Here is a 22,813-nt window from a genome sequence, read left to right as displayed (position 1 = left end):
GTAATGCTGACTTTCTAACTAACTAAATTAAAATTAAGCTCAATATATTTTCGCTTTCGCGGAAAAATACTCAGACAGAACTTAACATTTTAATGATCTTGAGCTTCTCCAGCTCCTGAAGGGATTCTAATACTTTCAACCATATCTTGTACATCTTGAGGTGGTGCAGGTGTTAATCTAGAAACCACTAATGATATTATTACATTTACACACATTGCAATTGTACCAAATCCTTCTGGAGATGTATCAAACCACCAATCTGCACTTGTACCACCACCAAACATATTTAGTTTAAATTTCATCATATAAAATAGCATTAAAACAATACCTACAACCATACCGGAAATGGCACCTTGACTATTCATACGTTTATCAAATATTCCTAAAATAATAGCAGGAAAAAAGGAGGCTGCTGCAAGACCAAATGCCAGCGCGACGACTGCAGCTACAAAGCCTGGCGGATTAATACCAAAGTAACCTGCAATTAAAATAGCTATAAAAATAGCTATTCTAGCCACTTTTAATTCGTCTTTATCAGAAATATCTGGTTTTAATTGCTTTTTAACTAAATCATGAGACACAGATGTAGAAATTACCAGTAATAATCCTGCTGCTGTAGATAATGCTGCTGCCAAACCTCCTGCTGCCACTAAACCAATAACCCAATTAGGCAGGTTTGCAATCTCTGGGTTTGCCAATACCATAATATCTCTATCCACATATAGCTCGTTTGAAGCATCACTTACATTAGCTACTATACGCTCTCCACTTGCGCCTCGTGCATCTGTATATTCTGGTTTTTTACCTGATAAAGCATCTCCAGCAACATATTGAATTTTTCCATCTCCATTTTTATCAGACCATGCTATCAATCCTGTATTCTCCCAATTTTTAAACCATTCTGGGATTTCTTTATATTCTTTATTACTAACCGTTTCTATTAAATTAGTTCTAGAAAACACTGCAATTGCAGGTGCTGTAGTATATAAAATAGCGATTAAAAATAACGCATAACCTGCAGATTTACGTGCATCTTTTACTTTTGGTACTGTGAAAAAACGCACAATTACGTGTGGTAATCCTGCAGTACCTGTCATTAATGCCAATGTAATTGCAAACACATCCCAAGTAGATTTTGTTCCGCTGGTATACTCATTAAAACCTAGTTGTGTGTGTAAAGTGTCTAATTTATCTAATAAAAATGCACCACCTTCTACCTTACTTCCCATACCTATTTGCGGAATAATATTTCCGGTCATTTGCATTGATATAAAAAAGGCAGGCACCATAAAAGCAAATATTAACACACAATATTGTGCGACTTGTGTGTATGTGATACCTTTCATTCCTCCTAATAAAGCAAAGGTTAAAACCACTGCCATACCAATAGCAACTCCAATATTAATATCCACTTGTAAAAACTGAGAAAATACAATACCAACACCTCGCATTTGTCCTGCAACGTAAGTAAATGATACAATTAATGCACAAATTACCGCTACCGTTCTTGCTGTGTTTGAGTAATATCTATCTCCAATAAAATCTGGCACTGTAAACTTACCAAACTTACGCAAATATGGTGCTAATAATAAAGCTAAAAGCACATATCCACCTGTCCAACCCATTAAGTAAACAGAACCATCATAACCTGAAAAGGAAATAATACCAGCCATACTAATAAAAGAGGCTGCACTCATCCAATCGGCTGCTGTTGCCATACCATTTGCTAACGGAGAAACACCTCCACCAGCAACATAAAATTCTTTAGTTGAGCCTGCTCTTGCCCAAATTGCGATTCCAAAATATAAGGCAAAAGTAAGTCCTACTAATAACCATGTCCAAAATTGTACACTCATAATATTATACTTTTAAGTTATTAGTTTAGACTACTCGTCAAAACCGTATTTTTTATCTAGTTTATTCATTAATCTTACATACACGAAAATTAAAATTACGAATACATAAATGGATCCTTGTTGGGCAAACCAAAAGCCTAGTTTAAAGCCTCCTAGTCTAAATTGGTCTAATTCTTCTCTAAATAAAATGCCACATCCAAAGGACACTACAAACCATATGACAAGCAATATTGCTAAGTATTTAATGTTTTCTTTCCAGTACGCTGACGCGTGTTTTTGTTTATCACTCATAGTTGTTAGTTTTTATAGATAAATCATTGCTTGAAGCGAAATAGTATTTGCATCTAATGCTCCAAATTCTTGATTTGTATATTCTAAAGTTAATTTTGAATTATGTCCACTCATATACGCATTTACACCAATACCTAAAGTAGATCTATCATCACTTACAGCATCATAACTATGTGTACCGTAACTTACATAAGGTTGAAACCTTGTTTTTGCAACATCACCTTTAAATACATAACCAACATGACCGTAAATCATGCTTCCTGTACCATAAGCACTGTATAAATAATCTTTACCATAATCACTGTTTTGATATACTGCATAAGCAGTAATTGCGCTTCCGTTATCACCAAGAGGCGCATCATAAAAAGCATCTACTGCAAAGATGGAAACATCCTCACCTTCTAAGTTTGGTGTTAATGCTGTACCTGTGTCTATTACAGAGCCTTTAGGATGTAAAAAGAAACCAGCTCCTACATTAAAAATCTTTTTTCCGCCTAAATAACTTCCCACTTTATAAGGCAGAAAATTAGACTCTTGATCTAAAAAATTATAATCAAAATAACCTGCATATGTTTTACCTGCATCTTTAGAACCTAAAGTAGCACGACCATTATAAACTGCTTCGCCACCTGCAACAGCAGTACGCGCATCTAACGATGATACAGAAGCATCATTAATAGCAACGCGATATTGAAGTTTATCAAATTTACCTTTTGCAAAAACACCCAAATGACGTGCAAATTGATCTGACAAGCCAATAGTTGCCCATGATTGTCGGTTGTTATCCAAGGTCATCATGTTAAGCGTGCTTTGATTATTTAATCTAGAAATCCCATTAAAATAGTGTAAACCTCCACCAACTGTATGGTCTTTGCCTAAATTGTATTGTGCCCAAACATCATGAAAAAAGAGTTGAGAACCATCTCCTTTTCCAGTAGGACTTAATGTAGAACTTGTTAAACTGTTTAATCCGAAGTGTGTTACGATTAAAAAGTCTTTATTAATTTGTGCAAACATTAAAATACGAGCACGACGCAAATTAAAATTTAATTTACTGTTCTCGTTTCCGTTAGCATCAAAAGTGTCATCTGTGTTATAATTAGCTTGGACTTGCGCCCAAGAAATAAGCCGAAGATATTTAGAACCATCTTCGTTAAACTTAAACTTAAGACCTCCATCGTAATCGGGAGAGCCTTGAGCTGTCATTAATTGAAAGGACATTAAAAAGAGTCCTACCAATAATACGGTTGTTTTTTTCATTGTTTTAAGGATTAATTAGTAGTTAATTGGTTTTGTGTGCACTACTAAGCTCTTAAAAACAATGTGTTAACAAAAAATTAATATATTTTTTTGTTAATTTATTATACTAATCTTTAAAGCGTTCCCATTTAATCAACATGAATTTATCTCCTAACTCAGTAACTACAACGCCTGCACCTTTTATATTTTTTGAATCACTAAAATAAATAGCTAACTCTGATGCGTTTAAAATCTTATATGTTGGGTGGTAATTGGAATTGTATGGGCGTTTTATGTTGTACTTTTTTACCCAATTCATGATGCTTACATGAGAAATTCCTAAAATGCGTTCAATTTCCCGATAGGTTAAGCCTTCTAAGTATAACTGTAACGATTTATTAACGTAGTAGTCGTCTATCTTCTTACCTATTTTATTAACAGAGAAGAAATAGTTACATTTTTTGCACTTATAACGTTGCCTATCATTAACAATTCCGCTTTTAATGTAATGGTCTGATCCACAATTTGGGCACAAATCTACTGTCATATATATTAATTTAGCATAAATATATCAATTTAGCAATATAATATACACGCATTCGTTAATTATTTAAATATTACCCATAAAAAAAGCTTTAAAATAGCGAATAACACTAATTTTTAAAGCTTAAAATATTAAAATGATAATAGAACTAATTTACAGTATTACTTATTAAAAAACGCGTCTTCAGTTTTAGTTAATAATCTTGAATGAATTAAAAATCGTAAACCTAACGGAATCTCCAAAGAGAAACTAGCTCCTCGACCTTCTGTTATATCCACCGTTAAATGCGTGTGTTTCCAATATTCAAATTGGTCTTGATTCATATAAAAATTAACACCATTTAAAGTTCCTAAAAGGATATCGCTTTCATCTAAATACAAATCGCCTTTTTCGAATAACATAGGTGCAGAACCATCACAACAGCCTCCACTTTGATGAAAAATTAAATCACCATGTTTTGTTTTCAATTGTTCTAATACTTTTGCTGCCTCTTCTGTGATTACTACTCTTTCCATAATTTAAAGTTATTAAAAAAGGCTGAATTATAATATAAATCAGCCTTTATGCTATTAATTTATTTCTACTAAAAGAAACCTAATTTGTTTTTATCGTAAGAGATTAACATATTTTTAGTTTGACGATAGTAATTAAGCATCATCACATGGTTTTCTCTACCAAATCCAGATTTTTTATAACCTCCAAATGGTGCATGTGCTGGGTAGGCGTGGTAACAATTTACCCAAACACGACCAGCTTTAATCGCTCTTGGTATTTGGTATAATTGGTGTGCATCTCTAGTCCACACTCCTGCTCCCAGCCCATAAAGTGTATCGTTAGCAATTTCTATTGCTTCTGCTTCATCTTTAAATTTTGTAACGCAAGCTACAGGACCAAAAATTTCTTCTTGAAAAACTCTCATTTTATTATGTCCTTCTAAAATAGTTGGCTGAATATAAAATCCATTTGCTAAATCTCCTTCTAATTTTTTGGCGTCACCTCCTGTTAATACTTTTGCTCCTTCGTCTTTACCAATTTTAAAATAAGATTGTATTTTTTGGTATTGATCATTAGATGCTTGTGCACCAACCATTGTGTTAACATCGTAAGGATTGTCTTGTACAATAGCATTTGTGCGCTCAATAACACGCTCCATAAACGCATCATAAATATCTTCTTGTACTAAAATTCTGGAAGGACAAGTACAAACTTCACCTTGATTAAAGGCAAACAAAACTGCACCTTCAATAGCTTTGTCTAAATACGCATCGTCTGCGTCCATTACAGAATTAAAAAATACATTTGGTGATTTACCACCTAACTCCATTGTTACAGGGTTTAAGTTTTTGGATGCGTATTGCATAATTAATTGACCTGTTGTGGTTTCTCCTGTAAAGGCAACTTTATCTACTTTAGGACTTGATGCTAAAGGTTTACCTGCTTCTGGTCCAAAACCATGTACAATATTTACAACTCCCGGAGGAAATACATCTGCAATTTTCTCCATTAATAAAGTTGCAGAAGATGGTGTTTGTTCGGCTGGTTTTAAAACCACACAATTACCAGTCACTAAAGCTGGAGGTAATTTCCAAGACAACATTAATAATGGAAAGTTCCATGGTATAATTTGTCCAACCACACCTAATGGTTCTTTAATATTCATGGATAGTGTGTGTTGGTCTAACTCGGTTGCACTTCCTTCTTCCGATCTAATACAAGCTGCAAAATAACGCCAATGATCTACTGCTAATGGGACATCTGCATTCAACGTTTCTCTTATTGGTTTTCCATTATCACAAGTTTCAACTAAAGCAAATTCTTCTAAATTAGCTTCAATAATATCTGCTACTTTGTTTAATAAATTAGACCTTTCTGTTGCTGAGGTATTTCCCCAAGCTTCCTTTGCTGCATTGGCTGCATCTAAAGCCATTTCGACATCTTCTTTTTGAGATCTTGGATATTTAGCAATTAAACTATTATCTATTGGAGATGTATTTTCAAAATATTGCCCACCTAACGGATCTACAAATTTTCCGTTTATAAAATTGCCATATTTCTCTTTAAATTCAGGTTTAGAATAACTCATATAATTTCATGTTAAATTAGTAAATAGATAATTTATTAGTTTAAAAAATAGATTATCTTTAGTTTTGATAAAGTTATTTTATCATATTCTAATTTAATTGAACAGAATTATCATAATCTTGAACATATCTATTATTAACAAATTTATGTTCAAATTTTATTGTAGTATTGATTATGCAGTCCTTATTAAACAATCATAAAAGCAACAGAAAACTGACCACCTTAGTGGAAAACAGAACAACGTATAATGCAGATTATGCCGAGCTTAATATTTTTGAAACTCACGCTTTCGCGGAAAAAGTCTCGTTGACGTTTAACTTCCCGATTATTGCAAGTATGCTAACTGGACAGAAAATTATGCATTTAGATGGTTTTGAAGCTTTTGATTTTTTTCCAGGTGAATCTGTAGTGATGCCAACCAATAAAGAAATGGTAATTGATTTTCCGATTGCCACAAAAGAACAACCAACACAATGTTTAGCCTTAGGTATTGATGCTTTTAAAATTAATGAGGTTGTAGAAAAATTTAACCAACAAGTGGCTATTGAAAATGAAAATAATAGTTGGGATTTAAATGAAACCACTTCGCATTTAATAAACAATACGGATGTTAATCATTTAATTGAAAGACTAACCTACACGTTTACTAACAACAACAAATCTAAAGATGTTTTATTAGATTTAATGATACAAGAATTGATTGTTAGGCTACTTCAAACTAAAGCAAAATCTTTAATTATAAATGATCCTAATCAGATTTTTAACGATACTAGAATTGGAACGGTTATTAAATTTATTAAAGATAATTTAACCAATAAAGATATCAGCGTAGACTTATTGGCAAAAAAAGCATACATGAGTACGTCTCACTTCCATAAACAGTTTAAAAACACCTTAGGCATCTCTCCTATTGATTATATAAATTCAGAAAAAATTAAATTTTCTAAAAAACTGATTAAAGAATCTAAAGATTTTAGAATGTCCGAAATTGCATTTAAATCTGGATTTAATAACACCAGTTATTTTAACCGACAGTTTAAAAAAATGGAACTAATGACGCCACAGCAATTTAAGGCTTCAGTAAATAAAATCTAAATGTTTAAGTATATAAAAACCTAGGATGTATTGAATACTATCCTAAGTGAATTTTTAATTTCATAGTTCGTATTAATTAATAAAATATGAGTATATAAATTCTCTACTTTAATAAATAACTAGATTTTGTTTTAGTTTTGGATATTGTAAGAATTTAATTTTTTTATCATCACTGGTGTAGATGAACTAGTATAAACACAAGTTTGTTGTACCAACCCTACCCCTTCGGAATAATGAATTTTACTAACACCATCAAGTGTAGTACCATCTTCAGTTACAATATAATTTTGCATCTCAATACAATTAAAACTTCCTGTGTTAGAGTTAATTATTACTGGTTCCTCAATTGTTTTTCTGTATAAATTTAAGGACGTATTATCACTATTAACCAAATGCTCTGAAAATTCGTTATTAACAAAAAGAACATCGTTATTATCATTAATTAAAGTTCCGTCTACTTCTCGTAAATAGTCAATTTCTTCACCATTTTGAAGATAAAATAAATTAAAACCATCTACTCCACTTGTAGTTGTTTTAATCTTAAAGTATTGCTGTCCAGAAACCTCTTCTGTATCCTCTATGATAACATTTTGGACAATTAAAGTTTCATCGTAATCTTCTGTATCTGAGTTATACTTATAAAATTTATATGTATAAGAATTACCTACTGTTAGTCCGTAAAAATTAAGTTCTAGATTATTCTCTTGAACATCATCTGATGTAGAACAAGAAAAAATAAGTGTAAAAAAGCATGTACATAAGAGCAAACGTTTCATAAAATTTAGTTTTGGTTAAAGTTAGAAAGTAGTTTTGCTTTATATGCGTATTAATCTTGTGGTTATAAAAGTTAAAACGTAATTTATATTTATTTATTTTAATTTGTAATCTAAATCTCTTTCATCCTTTTAAAATATGCTTTTGCTTCTTTTAAAACTTTAGGAGCCAATATTAAAGTTGCTGTCATAGTTGGAATTGCCATTAAAGCAAAAACACCATCAATCAAATTAATCATTAGCGCAAGTGATGTTGTTGCTCCGAGAATTATACTTAAAATGTAAAAATAGTTGTAATAATGTTTGTGTTTATCTCCTATTAAAAACGACAGACATTTTCCGCCATAATATGCATAAGAAAACAATGATGACACACTAAATATTACAATACAAAGCAATAGTAAATAGCGTCCAAAAGTTGGCATTGCTGCTCCAAAAGCATTAGCTGTTAGGCTAACACCATTAGCTTCTGTAGTTTGCCAAACACCTGTTACTAAAATTGCCAAAGCAGTAAGCGTACAAACTATTAAAGTATCTATTGCTGGTCCTAACATAGCAACCAAACCTTCACGAATAGGCTCGTTGGTTTTTGCAGCTCCATGTGCTAAAGGTGCTGTACCTATACCAGCTTCGTTTGAAAATGCGCCACGTCGGATTCCTAAAACTATCAATCCTCCTAAAAGACCTCCTAAAAAAGCGTCTCCTTTATAATTTTCTGCTGCAAAAGCATCTGTAAATATTAATTTAAAATAAGTTGGCACGACTTCCGCATTAGCGAACAAAATAATAAGTATCAACACAAAATATAACAACACCATACTTGGTACTAATTTGGATGCAACTTTACTTATTCGGTTTAAACCGCCTAAAATTACGATAGATGTTATGATTACTAAAGCCAAACCAATAATTAAATTAGAGGTAAAATCTACTGTAATTCCATTGGGTTTTAATACAATATCATTTATTGCTTGCGTTAATTGGTTAACGTTAAATACTGGTAATGCTCCAATTAAACCACAAAAACTAAATAAAATTGCTAATGGCTTCCAGTGTTTACCAAGACCTTCCATTATAAAATACATTGGACCACCTTGTGTATTACCTGCACTGTCTTTACCTCTGTACATTATGGCTAAACTAGAGGTGAAAAATTTGGTAGACATACCTACAACTGCACTAATCCACATCCAAAATACTGCTCCTGGTCCTCCAATTGAGATGGCTACTGCAACGCCTGCAATATTTCCCATACCAATGGTAGATGACAATGCTGTGGTTAAGGCTTGAAAATGTGTGATTTCGCCTTCGTCATCCTGATTATCATACTTACCACGTAATATTTGAATGGCATGACCTAAATATCTAAACGGTAAAAACTTAGATAAAATTAGCAGGTATAATCCACCTCCAATTAATAAAATTAGTAGTGGTAAACCCCAAACAAAAGAGGCAAAATCTGCTATAAAGTCATTTATTTTATCATACATATAACTACAAAGTTTTAGACTTTAAATATAACTATTATCTTTACAACCCTAACAAAAATACCATTTGAAACCAACCAGACTTTTTTTTCTTGATGCTGTCAGAGCTTTTGCTATACTAATGATGTTACAAGGTCATTTTATAGACTCGCTTTTAAACCCAATTTATCGGGACACTTCCAATACTATTTATAATATTTGGGCTTATTTTAGAGGGATTACAGCTCCAACCTTTTTTACCATTACAGGTTTAGTATTTGTATTTTTATTATTAAAAGCTAAAGAAAAAGGTACAGAACAAGAGCGAATTAAAAAAGGAATAAATCGAGGCTTACTGCTAATTGTACTAGGTTATGCCTTGCGCTTTTCGTTTATTAGTCTAATGTATGGGCAAGTTAACATGAATTTTTTACAAGTAGATGTCTTACAATGCATAGGTTTATCCTTATTAATTTTAATTTTTTTATTTAAAATAAGTTTTAAAAATGAATGGGTTTTAGCCGCATTATTTTTAATAATAGGCTTTAGTATTTTTGTATCAGAGCCATTATACCGAACCTTAAAAATTGAAAACGCTCCAATATTATTCTCTAATTACTTGAGCATACAACATGGATCGGTATTTACTATAATCCCATGGTTTGGCTACGTTGCTTTTGGTGGTTTTATTGCTGTACTATTTGCTAAATTTGGACATAAAAACAACTACAAACCTATTAAAATTGCTGCCTTTTTAATTATTGGTGTGTTTATGATTTATTATTCTAGTCCAACTTTAAAACTACTAGATAACCTATTTAATTTACCTTTATTTACCAGAAGTGCTAACTATAATTATTTGTTTAGTAGACTTGGAAATGTATTAGTAATCTTTGGGATATTTTACACTTTTGAAACTTATCTTAAACAAGCTATAATTACTAAAATTGGACAGAAAACGTTGTCTATTTATGTGATTCATTTTATGATTATTTACGGTAGTTTTACAGGTTTAAGCTTAAAACACTTTTTTTATAAAAGTTTAAATCCAACCCAAGCTATCCTTGGAGCTATTGTTTTTATGGTGGTTGTGTGCTTTATTTCTTTTTATTATGTGCAAACTAATACCTATTTGTATAATAAGATTCGTAAGCTTTATTTAAAGCTTAAAAACTAAAAAAATGTTAAAAGCTTTTTTATTACTAACCAATCGTTTAGTTTTGTCCTGTAATTAGAAGTTACCGTTTACACGGAAATTAAAAATGGCAAGAACAAAACAATATAACGAAACTGAAGTAGTCGAAAAAGCAATGCATCTTTTTTGGAAAAATGGCTATGAAACTACTTCTATGCAAATGCTTGAGAAAGAAATGGGCATCAACAAGTTTTCAATATATTCTAGTTTTGGTAATAAACATGGTTTGTTTCTAGAAAGTTTAAAGCTATACCGTTCTAATGTCAGTCAGGTTTTGGATAAACTTAAAAAAGGAACACAAGGCGTTGAAGATATTAAACAATTTTTTTACCATTCTGTAAGTTCTAGTTTTAAAAGCGACAACATTAAAGGTTGTTTTGTGACTAATACTTATAATGAGTTTTCTGAAAAAGAAGATGAATGCATTCAAAAGCAAATGAATAGTTTTATGGATAGCTTAAAATCCATAATTATTCAAAAACTTAAATTGGATACTTCAAAAAACGAAGAAACTATAGCAAAACAAGCTAACTATTTATTATTAGCTAAACACGGGTTAGCAGCAGCATCTAGAGTTAACACAAAAGAAGAAATTGAGGATTATATAGAAATGGTCTTCAAAAATTTATAAACATTTTTTTTACACAATAACTAAACGAACGTTTAGAAAAGATTAACAGAATATTAAAATAAAAACAAAAATTTATGACAACTTTAAAAATTCACAACATCGAAACTGCTCCAGAAGGTAGCAAAGCTTTATTAGAAAACTCTCAAAAAGCATACGGAATGATTCCTGGTTTACATGGTGTTTTAGCAGCTTCTCCTGAATTATTAAAAGCATACCAAGAGTTACACCAATTATTTACAGAAACATCTTTTAATAACGACGAGCTTACTGTGGTATGGCAAACCATTAACGTAGAACATGCTTGTCATTACTGTGTGCCAGCACATACAGGTATTGCTAAAATGATGAAAGTTGATGATGCAATTATTGACGCTTTACGTAATGAAACGCCTCTTGCAGATGCAAAATTAGAAGCACTACGTACTCTAACATTATCTATAACACGTAATCGTGGAAATGTGTCGCAAGCAGATTTAGAAGCTTTTTACGCAGCTGGATATGGTGAGCAACAAGTATTAGAAATAATTTTAGGATTATCTCAAAAAGTAATTAGTAATTACACAAACCACATTGCAAATACACCTGTTGATGAGGCTTTTCAAAAATTTGCTTGGTCAAAAAAATAATCTAGTTTTAAAATTAAAAAACTATAGGTTGATTAATAACTGTAAACCTTCCTCCTTTTTTGAGGAAGGTTTATTAATTTTATAAAAAATAGAATATGATAAAAGTATCCGTAATGTATCCAAACAGTAAAGATGTACAGTTTGATGCAGACTATTATAAAAACACGCACTTACCAATGGTGTCAAAATTAGTTGGTAGCGCTTTAAAAGATTTAGAATTAGACTTAGGCATAGCTAGCAGAGTTCCTGGAGAACTTGCGCCTTACGTAGCTATTGCGCATTTAAAGTTTGACAGTGTGAAGGCTTTTCAAGAGTCCTTTGGACCTCATGCAGAAACTTTTGCTGCAGATGTAAAAAATTATACTAATATTCAGGCTGAACTTCAAATTAGTGAAATAATAACATTTTAATTATGGCAAATAAATTAAAAATAGATATCGTATCTGACGTTGTATGTCCTTGGTGTACCATTGGATACAAGCGTTTAGAAAAAGCAATAAAAGAACTTGGTGTTGAAGATCAATTAGAAATTGAATGGCAGCCATTTGAATTAAATCCAAATATGCCAGCCGAAGGTCAAAATGTTATTGAACATATAGCCGAAAAGTATGGTTCTACATTAGACCAACAAAGAGAATCGCAACAAATGATGACTGATGCTGGTGAAGAACTAGGGTTTAAATTCGATTATTTTGATGAGATGCGAATGGCTAACACCTTTGATGCTCATGTTTTATTAGAATATGCTAAAGACTTCGGAAAGCAAACCGAATTAAAAATGACTTTAACTAAAGCCTTTTTTAGCGATAGAAAAGATGTATCTAAAAGAGATGTTTTAAAAGAAGCCCTTTTAGAAGTTGGTTTAAATGCAGATGAAGCTTTAGCTAAATTAGATAGCGATGAAGCAAAATTGGAAGTAAGAAACAAACAAAACTATTGGAAAAACATGGGTGTAAATTCTGTGCCAACTATTGTTTTTAATCGTAAAAGTGCAGTAACAGGAGCACAACCTGTAGATACTTTTAAACAAGTATTAACGGAGTTAATTGCTGAACAACAAGCGGTTTAATTTTATAATTTTTCAAAAGAAACATATGAGTTCAAATAATAAAGGTGACTTAGATGTATTGTTAGATGAAGTCCGTCAAGCAAGTGCATCTAAATTTACAGACGAAAAGAAAAAAATATATGCAGATGGAATTTCTAGTGTAGCAAACTCTGGAGTATTAGATTCTGCTTTAAAAGTTGGAGACAAAGCGCATAATTTCACTTTAAAAAATGCCTTAAACGAATCGGTTACTTTATACAACGAATTAAAAAACGGACCAGTAGTTTTAACATGGTACAGAGGTGGTTGGTGTCCATATTGCAATATTACTTTGCACGCTTTACAAGAAAAATTACCTGAATTTAAAAAAGAAGGTGCTACACTTTTGGCTTTGACTCCAGAATTGCCAGATAATTCTTTAAGTACTTCAGAAAAAAACAATCTTGAATTTACCGTTTTAAGTGATTTAGAAAACACTATTGGAAAAGCATATGGTGTGGTTTACACGCTAACAGATGATGTTGCTACTATTTATAACGCTGGTTTTGGACTAAACAAAGTTAATGGAGATATTAGTAATACCTTACCTTTAGCTGCAACTTATGTTATAGATACCAACGGAATAATTACTTATGCCTTTTTAGACGCAGATTATACACAGCGTGCAGAACCATCGGAAATATTATCAGCTGTAAAACAATTGAAATAAAAAACGACACTAATGACAACTAAACCTAAAGTATTATTCTTTGATGTAAACGAAACACTTTTAGATCTAACCGTAATGAAAAAACAGGTTGGAGATGCTTTAGGCGGTAAATCCGATTTATTGTCTTTATGGTTTACTACAATGTTACAGTATTCATTAGTGGTATCTGCAAGTGGACAATATAAACCGTTTGGACACATTGGTGCTGCTGCTTTACAAATGGTTGCAGCCAATAATAACATTGTAATTTCTGAAGAGGAAACTAGAGATATTGTTGTAAAATCGATGCAAAATTTACCGCCTCATCCGGAAGTAAAAGACGCTTTAAACACGTTAAAAACTGAAGGTTTTACTCTTGTAGCTTTAACCAATTCTAACGATGAAAGCCTTAAAATTAAAATTGAAAATGCTGGTTTGACCCAATATTTTGATGATTTGTTAAGTATTGAATCGGTTGGAAAATTTAAACCTTTTAATGATGTTTATATTTGGGCTTCAAATAAAATGAACATAAAACCAGAAGACTGTATGCTTATTGCTGCGCATGGTTGGGATGTTGCTGGTGCACTTTGGGCTGGTTGGCGTGCTGCTTTTGTTGGTAGGCCAGGACAACAGACATTTCCGTTAGCACCAAAAACGGAGATTAATGAAAGTGATTTACAAAAAGTAGCAGATATTTTGGTGACTTATAAGTAGTGATTTTTAAAACCAACTATAAATTAACATTTTGAACGTAGATTTTACAACTATTGAATACTTAAAACACGGAAATAAGAAACAGAAAATTGCGTATTTAGACTTAAAAAAACATAATGTTTTAGACAAGTTATTACCTTTTAATCCCATTTTAACAGGCACTATACCAATTGATATAGATATACCTAATAGTGATTTAGATATTATTTGCGAGTGTAAAAACCATGATACCTTTCCTTTATTTTTAAAACAGCAATTTTCAGGATATCAAGACTTTAAAGTCTACCAAACCATACAAAATACAATACCGTCAACCATTGCTACTTTTAAAACTGATCAGTTTTTATATGAAATTTTTGGTCAAGCTATTCCTTCAAAACAACAAAATGCATACAGACATATGCTTATTGAAAATGAAATTTTAAAACAAAAAGGACTTCAGTTTAAAAAAGATATCATTTCGTTAAAATTAATAGGTTTTAAAACCGAACCTGCTTTTGCTAAACTACTTGGTTTAAAAGGCAATCCATACTTAGCTTTACTAGCGTTGGAAGATAAGTATCTTAAAAATTAATTCAACTATTTTATAAATAAAAGAGCTTGCAATTGCAAGCTCTTTTATTATTTCAAAAATAAATTATATTTTATTTTAAATATGCTAAAACATTAGCTTCAATACGTTCTTGAATGTTTGACACATCTGCTTTTACAAATGGTTCTCCCATAATATTCTCGTATAATTCAATATAACGTTCTGATACGGTTTCAATATAGTCGTCAGACATAACTGGTACAGTTTGTCCCTCTAAACCTTGAAAATTATTAGCAATTAACCACTGTCTTACAAACTCTTTAGACAATTGTTTTTGTGCTTCGTTATTATCTTGACGGTCTTGATAGCCTTCAGCATAAAAATATCGCGAAGAATCTGGTGTATGGATTTCATCAATTAAAACAATTTTCCCATCCTTAGTTTTACCAAATTCATATTTAGTATCCACCAAAATTAAGCCACGTGAAGCAGCTATTTCTGTCCCTCTTTTAAATAATTTACGCGTATAGTCTTCTAAAACAATGTAGTCTGCTTCGCTAACTATTCCTTTTTTAAGGATGTCTTCTCTTGAGATATCTTCGTCATGATCACCCATTTCTGCTTTAGTTGCAGGCGTAATAATAGGCTCCGGAAACTTATCGTTTTCCTTCATTCCTTCTGGCATTACAACACCACAAAGCATGCGTTTTCCAGCTTTATACTCACGCGCTGCATGACCAGACATGTAACCACGTATAACCATTTCTACTTTAAAAGGCTCGCATAAATGTCCAACCGCAACGTTTGGATCTGGAGTTGCTGTTAACCAATTTGGCACAACATCTTCGGTAGCTTTCATCATGCTAGTGGCAATCTGATTAAGGATTTGTCCTTTATATGGGATTCCTTTTGGCATAACCACATCAAAAGCGCTTAAACGGTCTGTTGCAATCATTACCAATTCTTCATCATTAATATTGTAAACTGCTCTTACTTTTCCTTTGTATAGACTTTTTTGATTAGGAAATTTAAAATTAGTGTCTATAATAGTATTACTCATTAGTTGTATTGTTGTTGTTGTTGTTGTAATATAAATTTACTCTCTGTTTTCAATGTTTTTATAAGCTTCGATAATTTTTTTGACTAGTTTATGTCTAACAACATCCTTGTCATCCAGAAAAATCATTCCTACACCTTCTACTCCTTTTAAAATAAGTAAAGCTTCTTTTAAACCAGAAATAGTACGACGAGGCAAATCAATTTGACCTGGATCACCTGTTAATAAAAATTTAGCGCTTTTACCCATTCTGGTTAAAAACATCTTCATTTGTGCATGCGTTGTATTTTGACCTTCATCTAAAATAACAAAAGCATGATCTAATGTACGACCACGCATAAATGCTAAAGGTGCAATTTGTATGGTACCATTTTCAATATACTGTGCTAATTTTTCCGCAGGAATCATATCTCTTAATGCGTCATATAATGGTTGCATATAAGGATCTAATTTTTCTTTTAAATCTCCAGGTAAAAAACCTAGATTTTCACCTGCTTCCACTGCTGGACGTGTCAAAATAATACGTTTTACCTCTTTATTTTTTAATGCTTTAACTGCTAATGCTACTCCTGTATACGTTTTACCTGTTCCTGCTGGTCCAATAGCAAATACCATATCGTTTTTACGCATTAGCTCGACCATTTTACGTTGGTTAGCAGTAATAGCCTTAATAGGTTTACCATTGGCACCATGTACTAAGACTTCGCCACTTTTTTCAGAAGTGCTGTAATCATCACTACTTTGGCTAGTTAAAACACGCTCGATTACGTTTTCGTCTAATTTATTGTATTTAGAAAAATGCTTTAATAGCATGGTCATTCTACGATCAAACTCATCCAATAATTCTTCGTCTCCAAAAGCCTTAATGGTATTTCCTCTAGCTACAATCTTGAGTTTTGGAAAGTATTTTTTTAGTAGCGTAATATTCTCATTTCCGGTTCCAAAAAACTCTTTTGGAGAGATCTCCTGTAGTTCAATAATTATTTCGTTCAAAAGCGCTGATTTATTAAATTAATCTGTACAATTTTATTAGTTTTGTGTATCTAACAAATTTACACATTTTTTGTGTGTTCTAGGTTAAAAAAATATCAACAATAATTCATGCCAATTATAACGCTTACCACAGATTTTGGAGAGAAAGATCACTTTGCTGGCGCAATAAAAGGCGCTATTTACAGCGAATTGCCAGAAGTTAAAATTGTTGATATCTCTCATAGTATCTCTCCTTTTAATATTGCTGAGGCAGCCTATATTATACAAAATGCCTATAGTAGTTTTCCTAAAGGTACAATCCATGTCATTGGTATAGACTCCGAAATTAATCCAGAAAACAAGCATATTGCTGTAGAGCTGGACGAACATTATTTTATCTGTGCCAATAACGGAATTATGAGCATGATAGCTAATGAGATTGCACATTCTAAATTAGTAGAAATTAATATACATGATAAAATAGAAACCAGTTTTCCTGTTTTAGATGTCTTTGTAAAAGTAGCATGCCACATAGCACGTGGTGGAACATTAGAAGTTATAGGCAAAGCTATTGATAAAATAAAACCAATTAAAAATCTAGTGCCTTACGTTAATGAGGAGCAAACGCAAATAATTGGCAGCATAATCTACATTGACAATTATGGTAATGTCGTTACTAATATTAGAAAAAACTTTTTTGAAACGCTTCAAAAAGGACGTTCTTACGAAGTGTCTGCAAGAAATTATAAGTTCAAAAAAATACAATCCAAATATAGCGATATTGTTAACTTTGACACACCAGAAGATAAACGTAATGACGAAGGACGTGGTTTAGTCGTCTTTAACAGTTCCAACTATCTAGAAATAGCCATATATAAAAGTAATAACCAAACGGTTGGTAGTGCAAGTAGCCTAATGGGATTAGGACTGCGAGATACAGTAACCATTAATTTTTTTAAATAAATAAAAGTATCGCTTTCGCGGAAACACATTAAAACCCAAACCATGTTTGTAAGAATTGTTAAATTAAGTTTTGCCGAAGAAAATATAGCCATCTTTTTAGCTAATTTTGAAACCGTAAAATTTAAAATAAGAAACTTTAAAGGCAACCAATTGTTAGAATTGTATCAGGACAAAACCAATCCCAATATATTTTTTACTTACAGTTATTGGGATAATGAAAGTGATTTAGAAAACTATCGCAATTCAGACCTTTTTAAAGGCGTTTGGGCTAAAACTAAACCACTGTTTAATGCAAAACCAGAAGCTTGGAGTGTTGACAAATTAGTTTCGTTAAAATAAATTATAAATAACATTAATAAATAAAGCATGCTAGCCATACTTAAAAAAGAAATAAACTCATTTTTTGCTTCGCCAATAGGCTACTTAGTTATTGCTATATTTTTATTATTAAACGGTCTTTTTTTATGGGTATTTAAAGGCGAGTTTAATATCCTTGATAACGGATTTGCAGATCTGTCAACGTTTTTTTTATTGGCACCATGGATTTTAATATTCTTAATTCCAGCGGTTACCATGCGTAGTTTTAGCGACGAGAAAAAACAAGGCACTTTAGAGCTACTTTTAACTAAACCAATAACCACATTACAATTAGTATTAGGTAAATATTTTGGAGCCTTATTATTAATAATAATAGCGCTAATACCAACAGTATTATACGTTTATACCGTTTATCAATTAGGTAACCCATTAGGTAATTTAGATTTTGGAAGCACATTAGGATCCTATTTTGGCTTACTATTTTTAGTAGCAGCCTATACTGCAATTGGTATTTTTGCATCAACCATATCAGACAATCAAATAGTTGCTTTTATAATTGCTGTGTTTTTATGTCTATTTTTTTATATTGGTTTTGAAGGCATTGCAGATGTAATATCTAGTAATACTGTGGAGCAATTGGGTATGAATGCACATTATAAAAGTATGAGTCGTGGTGTTCTGGATACTAGAGACTTAATGTACTTTTTAAGTATTACTATTTTGTTTATTGCGCTAACCAAATTCAATATTAAAAAACAATAGTATGGTAATTACACCCATTTTAATAATATCGTTTATAGTTGTATTTATCTTAGCATGGCTATTTATAAAAACCATTGGAGACAATAAATGGATAAGCTTATTACTTACAGTAATAGCAACACCTCTACTCTATTTTTACTTATTTTATCCAATAGTTAATATCTTTTCTAGTTACCATCACCAAAAACATTTTGATGCTGATAATTGGGCTGAATACCCAGAACTTAGGTTTGAAATGATGGATCAATTAAATGATAATAACCAATTAATTGGCAAAACTAAAGCTGAAATTAAAACAGATTTTGGTACAGCAGAATGGTATGGTTGGGATGATAGTATTAAAGCCAACTCTAAAGATCAATGGAATTATAATATGGGCTTTAAACCTGGTGCTTTTACTAAAGACCAAGAATGTATTGAACTTCAATTTAAAAACGATACTGTTGTTGCAGTAAAAACCTATCAACTTGAGAAAAAATTTGAATAAGTCTATCAAAAATATCGCATTTGTAGTTATTGGGTTAATTGTAATTAATGTAATAGCCAATACTTTTTATAAACGTTTTGATTTAACGACAGATCAACGCTACACTTTAAATCCTTCGGTTTTAACCATATTAGAAAAGGTAGAATCTCCTATTTTGGTTGATGTATTTTTAGAAGGTGATGATTTTCCTTCAGAATTTAGAAAATTACAATCTGAAACCAGACAATTATTAGAAGAGTTAGTGGCTTATAATAATAACATTAGTTTCAATTTTATAAATCCAATAGAGGACGAAGCTACTAGAGATCAAAATATCCAGCAATTAAATGCAAGAGGGTTAACACCAATGCAATTAAACGTTCAAGAAAACGGAAAAACTAGTCAAGCTGTTATTTTTCCATGGGCTTTGGCAAGTTATAATGATCAAACGGTAAAAATCCCGTTAGTAAAAAACACCCTTGGAGCGACTCAACAACAATTAGTTAATAACTCTGTACAACAATTAGAATATGCTTTTGCAGATGGTATTAGCAAATTAGTTAATCCTAAACGACGTAAAATAGCAGTTTTAAAAGGTAATGGACAGCTAGAAAACAAATACATTGCAGACTATATTAAAAGTATAAGAGACTATTATTTTATTGCTCCATTTACATTAGATAGCGTTACTAATTACGCAGAAAGTACTCTAAAAAAATTACAGGAATACGATTTAATTATTTCAGCTAAGCCAACAGAAGCATTTTCAGAAAAAGAAAAATTTGTTTTAGATCAGTATACCATGAATGGTGGTAAAAGCCTATGGTTACTAGAGCAAGTCGCAATGGATAAAGATAGTCTTTATAACGATTATGGTAAAAATATTGCTATCCCTTTAGATTTAAATTTAACCGATTTTTTCTTTAAATATGGTATACGTATTAATCCACTTATAGTAAGCTCTATGTACTCTGCTCCTATAACTTTAGCGTCAGGAGAAGGTAGTGATAGTCAATTTCAAAGCTATCCTTGGACCTATTCGCCTTTAGCAAAAGGAAACAGCAATCATCCTATTGTCAATAATTTAGATTTCTTAAAATTTGATTTTGCCAATCCTATGGATACTATTAAAAGTAGTACAAAAAAAACAATATTGCTTCAAACTGCGCCTTTAACTAAATTAGAAGGTACACCTCGCGAAATCAGCTTGGATATGGTCAATAATAAGTTAGAGCCTAAAACCTTTAATAAAGGTCCACAAACATTAGCTGTGTTACTAGAAGGCACCTTTACGTCGGCATATAATAACCGAGTAAAACCTTTTGCTATTTCAAACTCTAAAAACAGCAGTATACCAACCAAAATGGTAGTCATATCTGATGGTGACGTCATTAAAAACGAAGTTGGAAGATTAGGTCCTGAAGAGCTAGGTTTTGACAAATACACAGGACAAACCTTTGGTAATAAAGAATTTTTGTCAAATGTGGCTAATTATCTTTTAGATGACACAGGACTTATAAACATTAGATCCAAAGAAATTGCAGTTGCCTTTTTAAATCCTGAAAAAATTACAGAAGAAAAAACAAAATGGCAACTACTAAACCTCTTATTACCATTGGTTTTATTAGGTGTTTTTGGTTTAATATTTAACTACCTTCGTAAGAAAAAATATGCCAAGTAAGTGTTAATAAGTTTGTTTCTTATTTTAACACATTAGCAATATATTTGTAAGACAAATTATTAATAGTATTAATTTACACATATAGATGAAATTTATCGTATCAAGCACATACTTACTAAAACAATTACAGGTTTTAGGAGGTGTAATTAACAGTTCAAATACATTACCTATTTTAGATAATTTTTTATTTGAATTAAATGAATCTAAATTAACTGTATCTGCAAGCGATTTAGAAACAACCATGTCTGCTGTTTTAGATGTAGATAGTGACAACGAAGGAAGCGTAGCTATTCCTGCACGTTTACTTTTAGATACTTTAAAAACATTTCCAGAACAACCATTAACGTTTGTTATTGAAGAAAACAATACCGTTGAAATTAGTTCAAATCATGGTAAATATGCTTTAGCTTATGCAGACGGAAACGAGTTTCCAAAAGCCATTAGCTTAGAAGATCCAAGCAGTACAAAAATGCCTGGTCATATTTTAGCAACAGCTATCAACAAAACTATTTTTGCAGCAGGAAATGACGATTTAAGACCTGTTATGAGTGGTGTATTCTTTCAGTTTTCTACTGAAGGTTTAACCTTTGTTGCTACAGATGCTCATAAATTAGTTAAATACTCTAGAGAAGATGTTAAAGCCTCTCAGGTAGCCGAGTTTATTATGCCTAAAAAACCTTTAAACTTATTAAAAGGAATACTTGGTGCAAGTGACGAGGAAATTACTATTGAATATAATGACTCTAACGCTAAGTTTACTTTTGAAAACACAATATTAATCTGTCGTTTAATTGACGGTAAATATCCTAATTACGAAGCGGTAATACCAAAAGAAAATCCAAACAAACTAACAATAGACAGAACACAGTTTTTAAACTCTGTACGTCGTGTTAGTATTTTCTCTAACAAAACAACACACCAAATTAGATTAAAAATTGCTGGAGCAGAATTAAATATATCTGCAGAAGATATTGACTACTCTAACAAAGCAGAAGAACGTTTGACTTGTGATTATCAAGGAGACGACATGCAAATTGGTTTTAACTCTCGTTTTTTAACAGAGATGTTAAACAACTTAGGATCTAACGACGTACAATTAGAGCTAAGCATGCCTAACAGAGCAGGTATCTTAACGCCTATTGATGATTTAGAAGTTGGAGAACAAGTAACTATGTTAGTGATGCCTGTAATGTTAAACAGCTAATAACTTAAACCTATATAACAAAAAAAGCAACTCTATTGAGTTGCTTTTTTTGTTATAATAAATATTATATTCCCTTAATTTTAATACTTTTACAACGCAATAATCTAAGTTACCCTCAACATTAAATAACTTAGCAATTGATTAAACAATTAATCTAGAATATGAAGTACAGTTTTAAATTATTCTTTTTATTAATAACTAGTATCGCTCTATTATCTTGTAATAATAATGACGATGCTTCTAACGTAAATAATACCACTACCAATCCCATTATTGGTGATTGGCTTCGCGAAGATGCTACTGACTCTTTTGAATATCACATTCACTTTGAAAGTGAAAACTTTGGTAAAATAGTAACTATGGTAATAACAGAGGACAATGTAATATCAAGTGCAAATCCTTTTGAATGGACTATTCATAATGAAATACTTACTATTATTGATAATGAAGATTTTGAGCATAACACGACCGTAGAATATACTGATGAAGGTCATCTAAAAATTGAAGGTTTTTCTGACTTAGAATTTACAAAACAATAATTCTAAACACCTTTCATGTAATCACATAACAAAAAACGCAACCTTAACAGGTTGCGTTTTTCTTCTTT

26 protein-coding genes are annotated in these 22,813 nt (G+C 31.6%); 16 read left to right on the top strand and 10 right to left on the bottom strand.

All coding sequences use genetic code 11. The annotated features are described in order from the left end of the window. Window positions 1-89: 89 nt before the first annotated feature. The 6 genes from JM82_RS04040 to JM82_RS04015 all read right to left on the bottom strand — a co-directional run bounded on the left by JM82_RS04040 (window position 90) and on the right by JM82_RS04015 (window position 6,013). On the bottom strand, window positions 90-1,856 hold the full coding sequence (locus tag JM82_RS04040) for a sodium:solute symporter family protein (RefSeq protein WP_145001461.1): 1,767 nt from the start codon (window positions 1,854-1,856) through the stop codon (window positions 90-92). Between the two features lie 30 nt (window positions 1,857-1,886). Next, window positions 1,887-2,147 carry a DUF4212 domain-containing protein gene (locus JM82_RS04035; RefSeq protein WP_090838695.1) on the bottom strand — a complete coding sequence of 87 codons (261 nt, stop codon included), beginning with the start codon at window positions 2,145-2,147 and terminating at the stop codon, window positions 1,887-1,889. Between the two features lie 12 nt (window positions 2,148-2,159). Then, a complete protein-coding gene (locus tag JM82_RS04030) occupies window positions 2,160-3,407 on the bottom strand; it encodes a hypothetical protein (RefSeq protein ID WP_145001460.1) in 1,248 nt (415 codons plus the stop codon). Window positions 3,408-3,513: 106 nt separating this feature from the next. Then, complete coding sequence (locus JM82_RS04025; RefSeq protein ID WP_145001459.1) at window positions 3,514-3,933, bottom strand: terminase gpP N-terminus-related DNA-binding protein; 420 nt, start codon at window positions 3,931-3,933, stop codon at window positions 3,514-3,516. A 158-nt stretch (window positions 3,934-4,091) separates the two neighbouring features. Beyond that, a complete protein-coding gene (locus JM82_RS04020; protein ID WP_145001458.1) occupies window positions 4,092-4,445 on the bottom strand; it encodes a DUF779 domain-containing protein in 354 nt (117 codons plus the stop codon). A gap of 68 nt (window positions 4,446-4,513) precedes the next feature. Further along, the gene (locus JM82_RS04015; RefSeq protein WP_145001457.1) at window positions 4,514-6,013 is read right to left on the bottom strand and encodes an aldehyde dehydrogenase family protein; all 1,500 of its coding nucleotides are present in this window, start codon (window positions 6,011-6,013) and stop codon (window positions 4,514-4,516) included. Window positions 6,014-6,186: 173 nt separating this feature from the next. Between JM82_RS04015 and JM82_RS04010 the strand changes: the two genes are divergently transcribed. Next, on the top strand, window positions 6,187-7,107 hold the full coding sequence (locus JM82_RS04010) for an AraC family transcriptional regulator (protein WP_145001456.1): 921 nt from the start codon (window positions 6,187-6,189) through the stop codon (window positions 7,105-7,107). A gap of 131 nt (window positions 7,108-7,238) precedes the next feature. On the opposite strand, the gene JM82_RS04005 is transcribed toward JM82_RS04010, so the two are convergent. Beyond that, on the bottom strand, window positions 7,239-7,883 hold the full coding sequence (locus JM82_RS04005; protein ID WP_145001455.1) for a hypothetical protein: 645 nt from the start codon (window positions 7,881-7,883) through the stop codon (window positions 7,239-7,241). Between the two features lie 110 nt (window positions 7,884-7,993). Further along, entirely contained in the window at window positions 7,994-9,370 is a 1,377-nt protein-coding gene (locus tag JM82_RS04000) for an alanine/glycine:cation symporter family protein (protein WP_145001454.1), read from the bottom strand. Between the two features lie 64 nt (window positions 9,371-9,434). Between JM82_RS04000 and JM82_RS03995 the strand changes: the two genes are divergently transcribed. The 8 genes from JM82_RS03995 to JM82_RS03960 all read left to right on the top strand — a co-directional run bounded on the left by JM82_RS03995 (window position 9,435) and on the right by JM82_RS03960 (window position 14,825). Beyond that, entirely contained in the window at window positions 9,435-10,523 is a 1,089-nt protein-coding gene (locus tag JM82_RS03995; RefSeq protein WP_145001453.1) for a heparan-alpha-glucosaminide N-acetyltransferase domain-containing protein, read from the top strand. A gap of 85 nt (window positions 10,524-10,608) precedes the next feature. Further along, window positions 10,609-11,172, top strand: a complete 564-nt coding sequence (locus tag JM82_RS03990) for a TetR/AcrR family transcriptional regulator (protein ID WP_145001452.1) — start codon at window positions 10,609-10,611, stop codon at window positions 11,170-11,172. 74 nt (window positions 11,173-11,246) lie between these two features. Further along, on the top strand, window positions 11,247-11,798 hold the full coding sequence (locus tag JM82_RS03985) for a carboxymuconolactone decarboxylase family protein (RefSeq protein ID WP_145001451.1): 552 nt from the start codon (window positions 11,247-11,249) through the stop codon (window positions 11,796-11,798). 95 nt (window positions 11,799-11,893) lie between these two features. Beyond that, entirely contained in the window at window positions 11,894-12,208 is a 315-nt protein-coding gene (locus JM82_RS03980; protein WP_145001450.1) for an EthD family reductase, read from the top strand. Between the two features lie 2 nt (window positions 12,209-12,210). Then, window positions 12,211-12,867 carry a DsbA family oxidoreductase gene (locus JM82_RS03975; RefSeq protein WP_145001449.1) on the top strand — a complete coding sequence of 219 codons (657 nt, stop codon included), beginning with the start codon at window positions 12,211-12,213 and terminating at the stop codon, window positions 12,865-12,867. Between the two features lie 25 nt (window positions 12,868-12,892). Further along, window positions 12,893-13,555, top strand: a complete 663-nt coding sequence (locus JM82_RS03970; RefSeq protein ID WP_145001448.1) for a peroxiredoxin-like family protein — start codon at window positions 12,893-12,895, stop codon at window positions 13,553-13,555. Between the two features lie 12 nt (window positions 13,556-13,567). Next, complete coding sequence (locus JM82_RS03965) at window positions 13,568-14,251, top strand: haloacid dehalogenase type II (RefSeq protein ID WP_145001447.1); 684 nt, start codon at window positions 13,568-13,570, stop codon at window positions 14,249-14,251. A 31-nt stretch (window positions 14,252-14,282) separates the two neighbouring features. Next, window positions 14,283-14,825, top strand: a complete 543-nt coding sequence (locus JM82_RS03960; protein WP_145001446.1) for a DUF4269 domain-containing protein — start codon at window positions 14,283-14,285, stop codon at window positions 14,823-14,825. 70 nt (window positions 14,826-14,895) lie between these two features. Here JM82_RS03960 and JM82_RS03955 read toward each other — a convergent pair whose 3' ends face one another. Continuing rightward, window positions 14,896-15,843, bottom strand: a complete 948-nt coding sequence (locus JM82_RS03955) for a phosphoribosylaminoimidazolesuccinocarboxamide synthase (protein WP_145001445.1) — start codon at window positions 15,841-15,843, stop codon at window positions 14,896-14,898. Between the two features lie 36 nt (window positions 15,844-15,879). After that, on the bottom strand, window positions 15,880-16,833 hold the full coding sequence (locus JM82_RS03950; protein WP_145001444.1) for a PhoH family protein: 954 nt from the start codon (window positions 16,831-16,833) through the stop codon (window positions 15,880-15,882). Window positions 16,834-16,941: 108 nt separating this feature from the next. Here JM82_RS03950 and JM82_RS03945 point away from each other — a divergent pair, with 108 nt between their 5' ends. From JM82_RS03945 to JM82_RS03915, 7 genes are all read left to right on the top strand, one after another. Next, window positions 16,942-17,775: an S-adenosyl-l-methionine hydroxide adenosyltransferase family protein gene (locus tag JM82_RS03945; RefSeq protein ID WP_145001443.1), complete on the top strand. Its 834-nt coding sequence runs from the start codon at window positions 16,942-16,944 to the stop codon at window positions 17,773-17,775. Window positions 17,776-17,817: 42 nt separating this feature from the next. Further along, window positions 17,818-18,114 (top strand): putative quinol monooxygenase, encoded by a 297-nt coding sequence (locus JM82_RS03940; RefSeq protein WP_145001442.1) that lies wholly within the window; start codon window positions 17,818-17,820, stop codon window positions 18,112-18,114. Between the two features lie 27 nt (window positions 18,115-18,141). Then, window positions 18,142-18,855 (top strand): gliding motility-associated ABC transporter permease subunit GldF, encoded by a 714-nt coding sequence (gene gldF / locus JM82_RS03935; RefSeq protein WP_145001441.1) that lies wholly within the window; start codon window positions 18,142-18,144, stop codon window positions 18,853-18,855. A 1-nt stretch (window position 18,856) separates the two neighbouring features. Beyond that, window positions 18,857-19,342: a hypothetical protein gene (locus JM82_RS03930; protein WP_145001440.1), complete on the top strand. Its 486-nt coding sequence runs from the start codon at window positions 18,857-18,859 to the stop codon at window positions 19,340-19,342. After that, window positions 19,323-21,002, top strand: a complete 1,680-nt coding sequence (gldG, locus tag JM82_RS03925) for a gliding motility-associated ABC transporter substrate-binding protein GldG (RefSeq protein ID WP_261375295.1) — start codon at window positions 19,323-19,325, stop codon at window positions 21,000-21,002. The genes JM82_RS03930 and gldG overlap by 20 nt, the downstream gene beginning before the upstream one ends. 85 nt (window positions 21,003-21,087) lie before the next feature. Further along, on the top strand, window positions 21,088-22,206 hold the full coding sequence (dnaN, locus tag JM82_RS03920) for a DNA polymerase III subunit beta (RefSeq protein WP_028283060.1): 1,119 nt from the start codon (window positions 21,088-21,090) through the stop codon (window positions 22,204-22,206). Window positions 22,207-22,367: 161 nt separating this feature from the next. Then, a complete protein-coding gene (locus tag JM82_RS03915) occupies window positions 22,368-22,745 on the top strand; it encodes a hypothetical protein (RefSeq protein ID WP_145001439.1) in 378 nt (125 codons plus the stop codon). Window positions 22,746-22,813 lie beyond the last annotated feature (68 nt).

This window comes from Olleya sp. Hel_I_94 (assembly GCF_007827365.1).
Lineage (GTDB): Bacteria > Bacteroidota > Bacteroidia > Flavobacteriales > Flavobacteriaceae > Olleya.
Note: the sequence above shows the minus strand (reverse complement) of the source record. Positions and strands in the feature narration are given on the sequence as shown.

Excerpts from the sequence above, each read along its gene's own strand:
- JM82_RS03980 (WP_145001450.1), top strand. The coding sequence starts at position 11,894 with ATGATAAAAGTATCCGTAATGTATCCAAACAGTAAAGATGTACAGTTT.
- gldF (WP_145001441.1), top strand. The coding sequence starts at position 18,142 with ATGCTAGCCATACTTAAAAAAGAAATAAACTCATTTTTTGCTTCGCCA.
- JM82_RS03985 (WP_145001451.1), top strand. The coding sequence starts at position 11,247 with ATGACAACTTTAAAAATTCACAACATCGAAACTGCTCCAGAAGGTAGC.
- JM82_RS03955 (WP_145001445.1), bottom strand. The coding sequence starts at position 15,843 with ATGAGTAATACTATTATAGACACTAATTTTAAATTTCCTAATCAAAAA.
- JM82_RS04035 (WP_090838695.1), bottom strand. The coding sequence starts at position 2,147 with ATGAGTGATAAACAAAAACACGCGTCAGCGTACTGGAAAGAAAACATT.
- JM82_RS03945 (WP_145001443.1), top strand. The coding sequence starts at position 16,942 with ATGCCAATTATAACGCTTACCACAGATTTTGGAGAGAAAGATCACTTT.
- JM82_RS03915 (WP_145001439.1), top strand. The coding sequence starts at position 22,368 with ATGAAGTACAGTTTTAAATTATTCTTTTTATTAATAACTAGTATCGCT.
- JM82_RS03970 (WP_145001448.1), top strand. The coding sequence starts at position 12,893 with ATGAGTTCAAATAATAAAGGTGACTTAGATGTATTGTTAGATGAAGTC.
- JM82_RS03975 (WP_145001449.1), top strand. The coding sequence starts at position 12,211 with ATGGCAAATAAATTAAAAATAGATATCGTATCTGACGTTGTATGTCCT.
- JM82_RS04015 (WP_145001457.1), bottom strand. The coding sequence starts at position 6,013 with ATGAGTTATTCTAAACCTGAATTTAAAGAGAAATATGGCAATTTTATA.
- JM82_RS04040 (WP_145001461.1), bottom strand. The coding sequence starts at position 1,856 with ATGAGTGTACAATTTTGGACATGGTTATTAGTAGGACTTACTTTTGCC.
- JM82_RS03990 (WP_145001452.1), top strand. The coding sequence starts at position 10,609 with ATGGCAAGAACAAAACAATATAACGAAACTGAAGTAGTCGAAAAAGCA.
- JM82_RS03965 (WP_145001447.1), top strand. The coding sequence starts at position 13,568 with ATGACAACTAAACCTAAAGTATTATTCTTTGATGTAAACGAAACACTT.
- JM82_RS03940 (WP_145001442.1), top strand. The coding sequence starts at position 17,818 with ATGTTTGTAAGAATTGTTAAATTAAGTTTTGCCGAAGAAAATATAGCC.
- JM82_RS04010 (WP_145001456.1), top strand. The coding sequence starts at position 6,187 with ATGCAGTCCTTATTAAACAATCATAAAAGCAACAGAAAACTGACCACC.
- dnaN (WP_028283060.1), top strand. The coding sequence starts at position 21,088 with ATGAAATTTATCGTATCAAGCACATACTTACTAAAACAATTACAGGTT.
- JM82_RS04000 (WP_145001454.1), bottom strand. The coding sequence starts at position 9,370 with ATGTATGATAAAATAAATGACTTTATAGCAGATTTTGCCTCTTTTGTT.
- JM82_RS04020 (WP_145001458.1), bottom strand. The coding sequence starts at position 4,445 with ATGGAAAGAGTAGTAATCACAGAAGAGGCAGCAAAAGTATTAGAACAA.
- JM82_RS04005 (WP_145001455.1), bottom strand. The coding sequence starts at position 7,883 with ATGAAACGTTTGCTCTTATGTACATGCTTTTTTACACTTATTTTTTCT.
- JM82_RS04025 (WP_145001459.1), bottom strand. The coding sequence starts at position 3,933 with ATGACAGTAGATTTGTGCCCAAATTGTGGATCAGACCATTACATTAAA.
- JM82_RS04030 (WP_145001460.1), bottom strand. The coding sequence starts at position 3,407 with ATGAAAAAAACAACCGTATTATTGGTAGGACTCTTTTTAATGTCCTTT.
- JM82_RS03930 (WP_145001440.1), top strand. The coding sequence starts at position 18,857 with ATGGTAATTACACCCATTTTAATAATATCGTTTATAGTTGTATTTATC.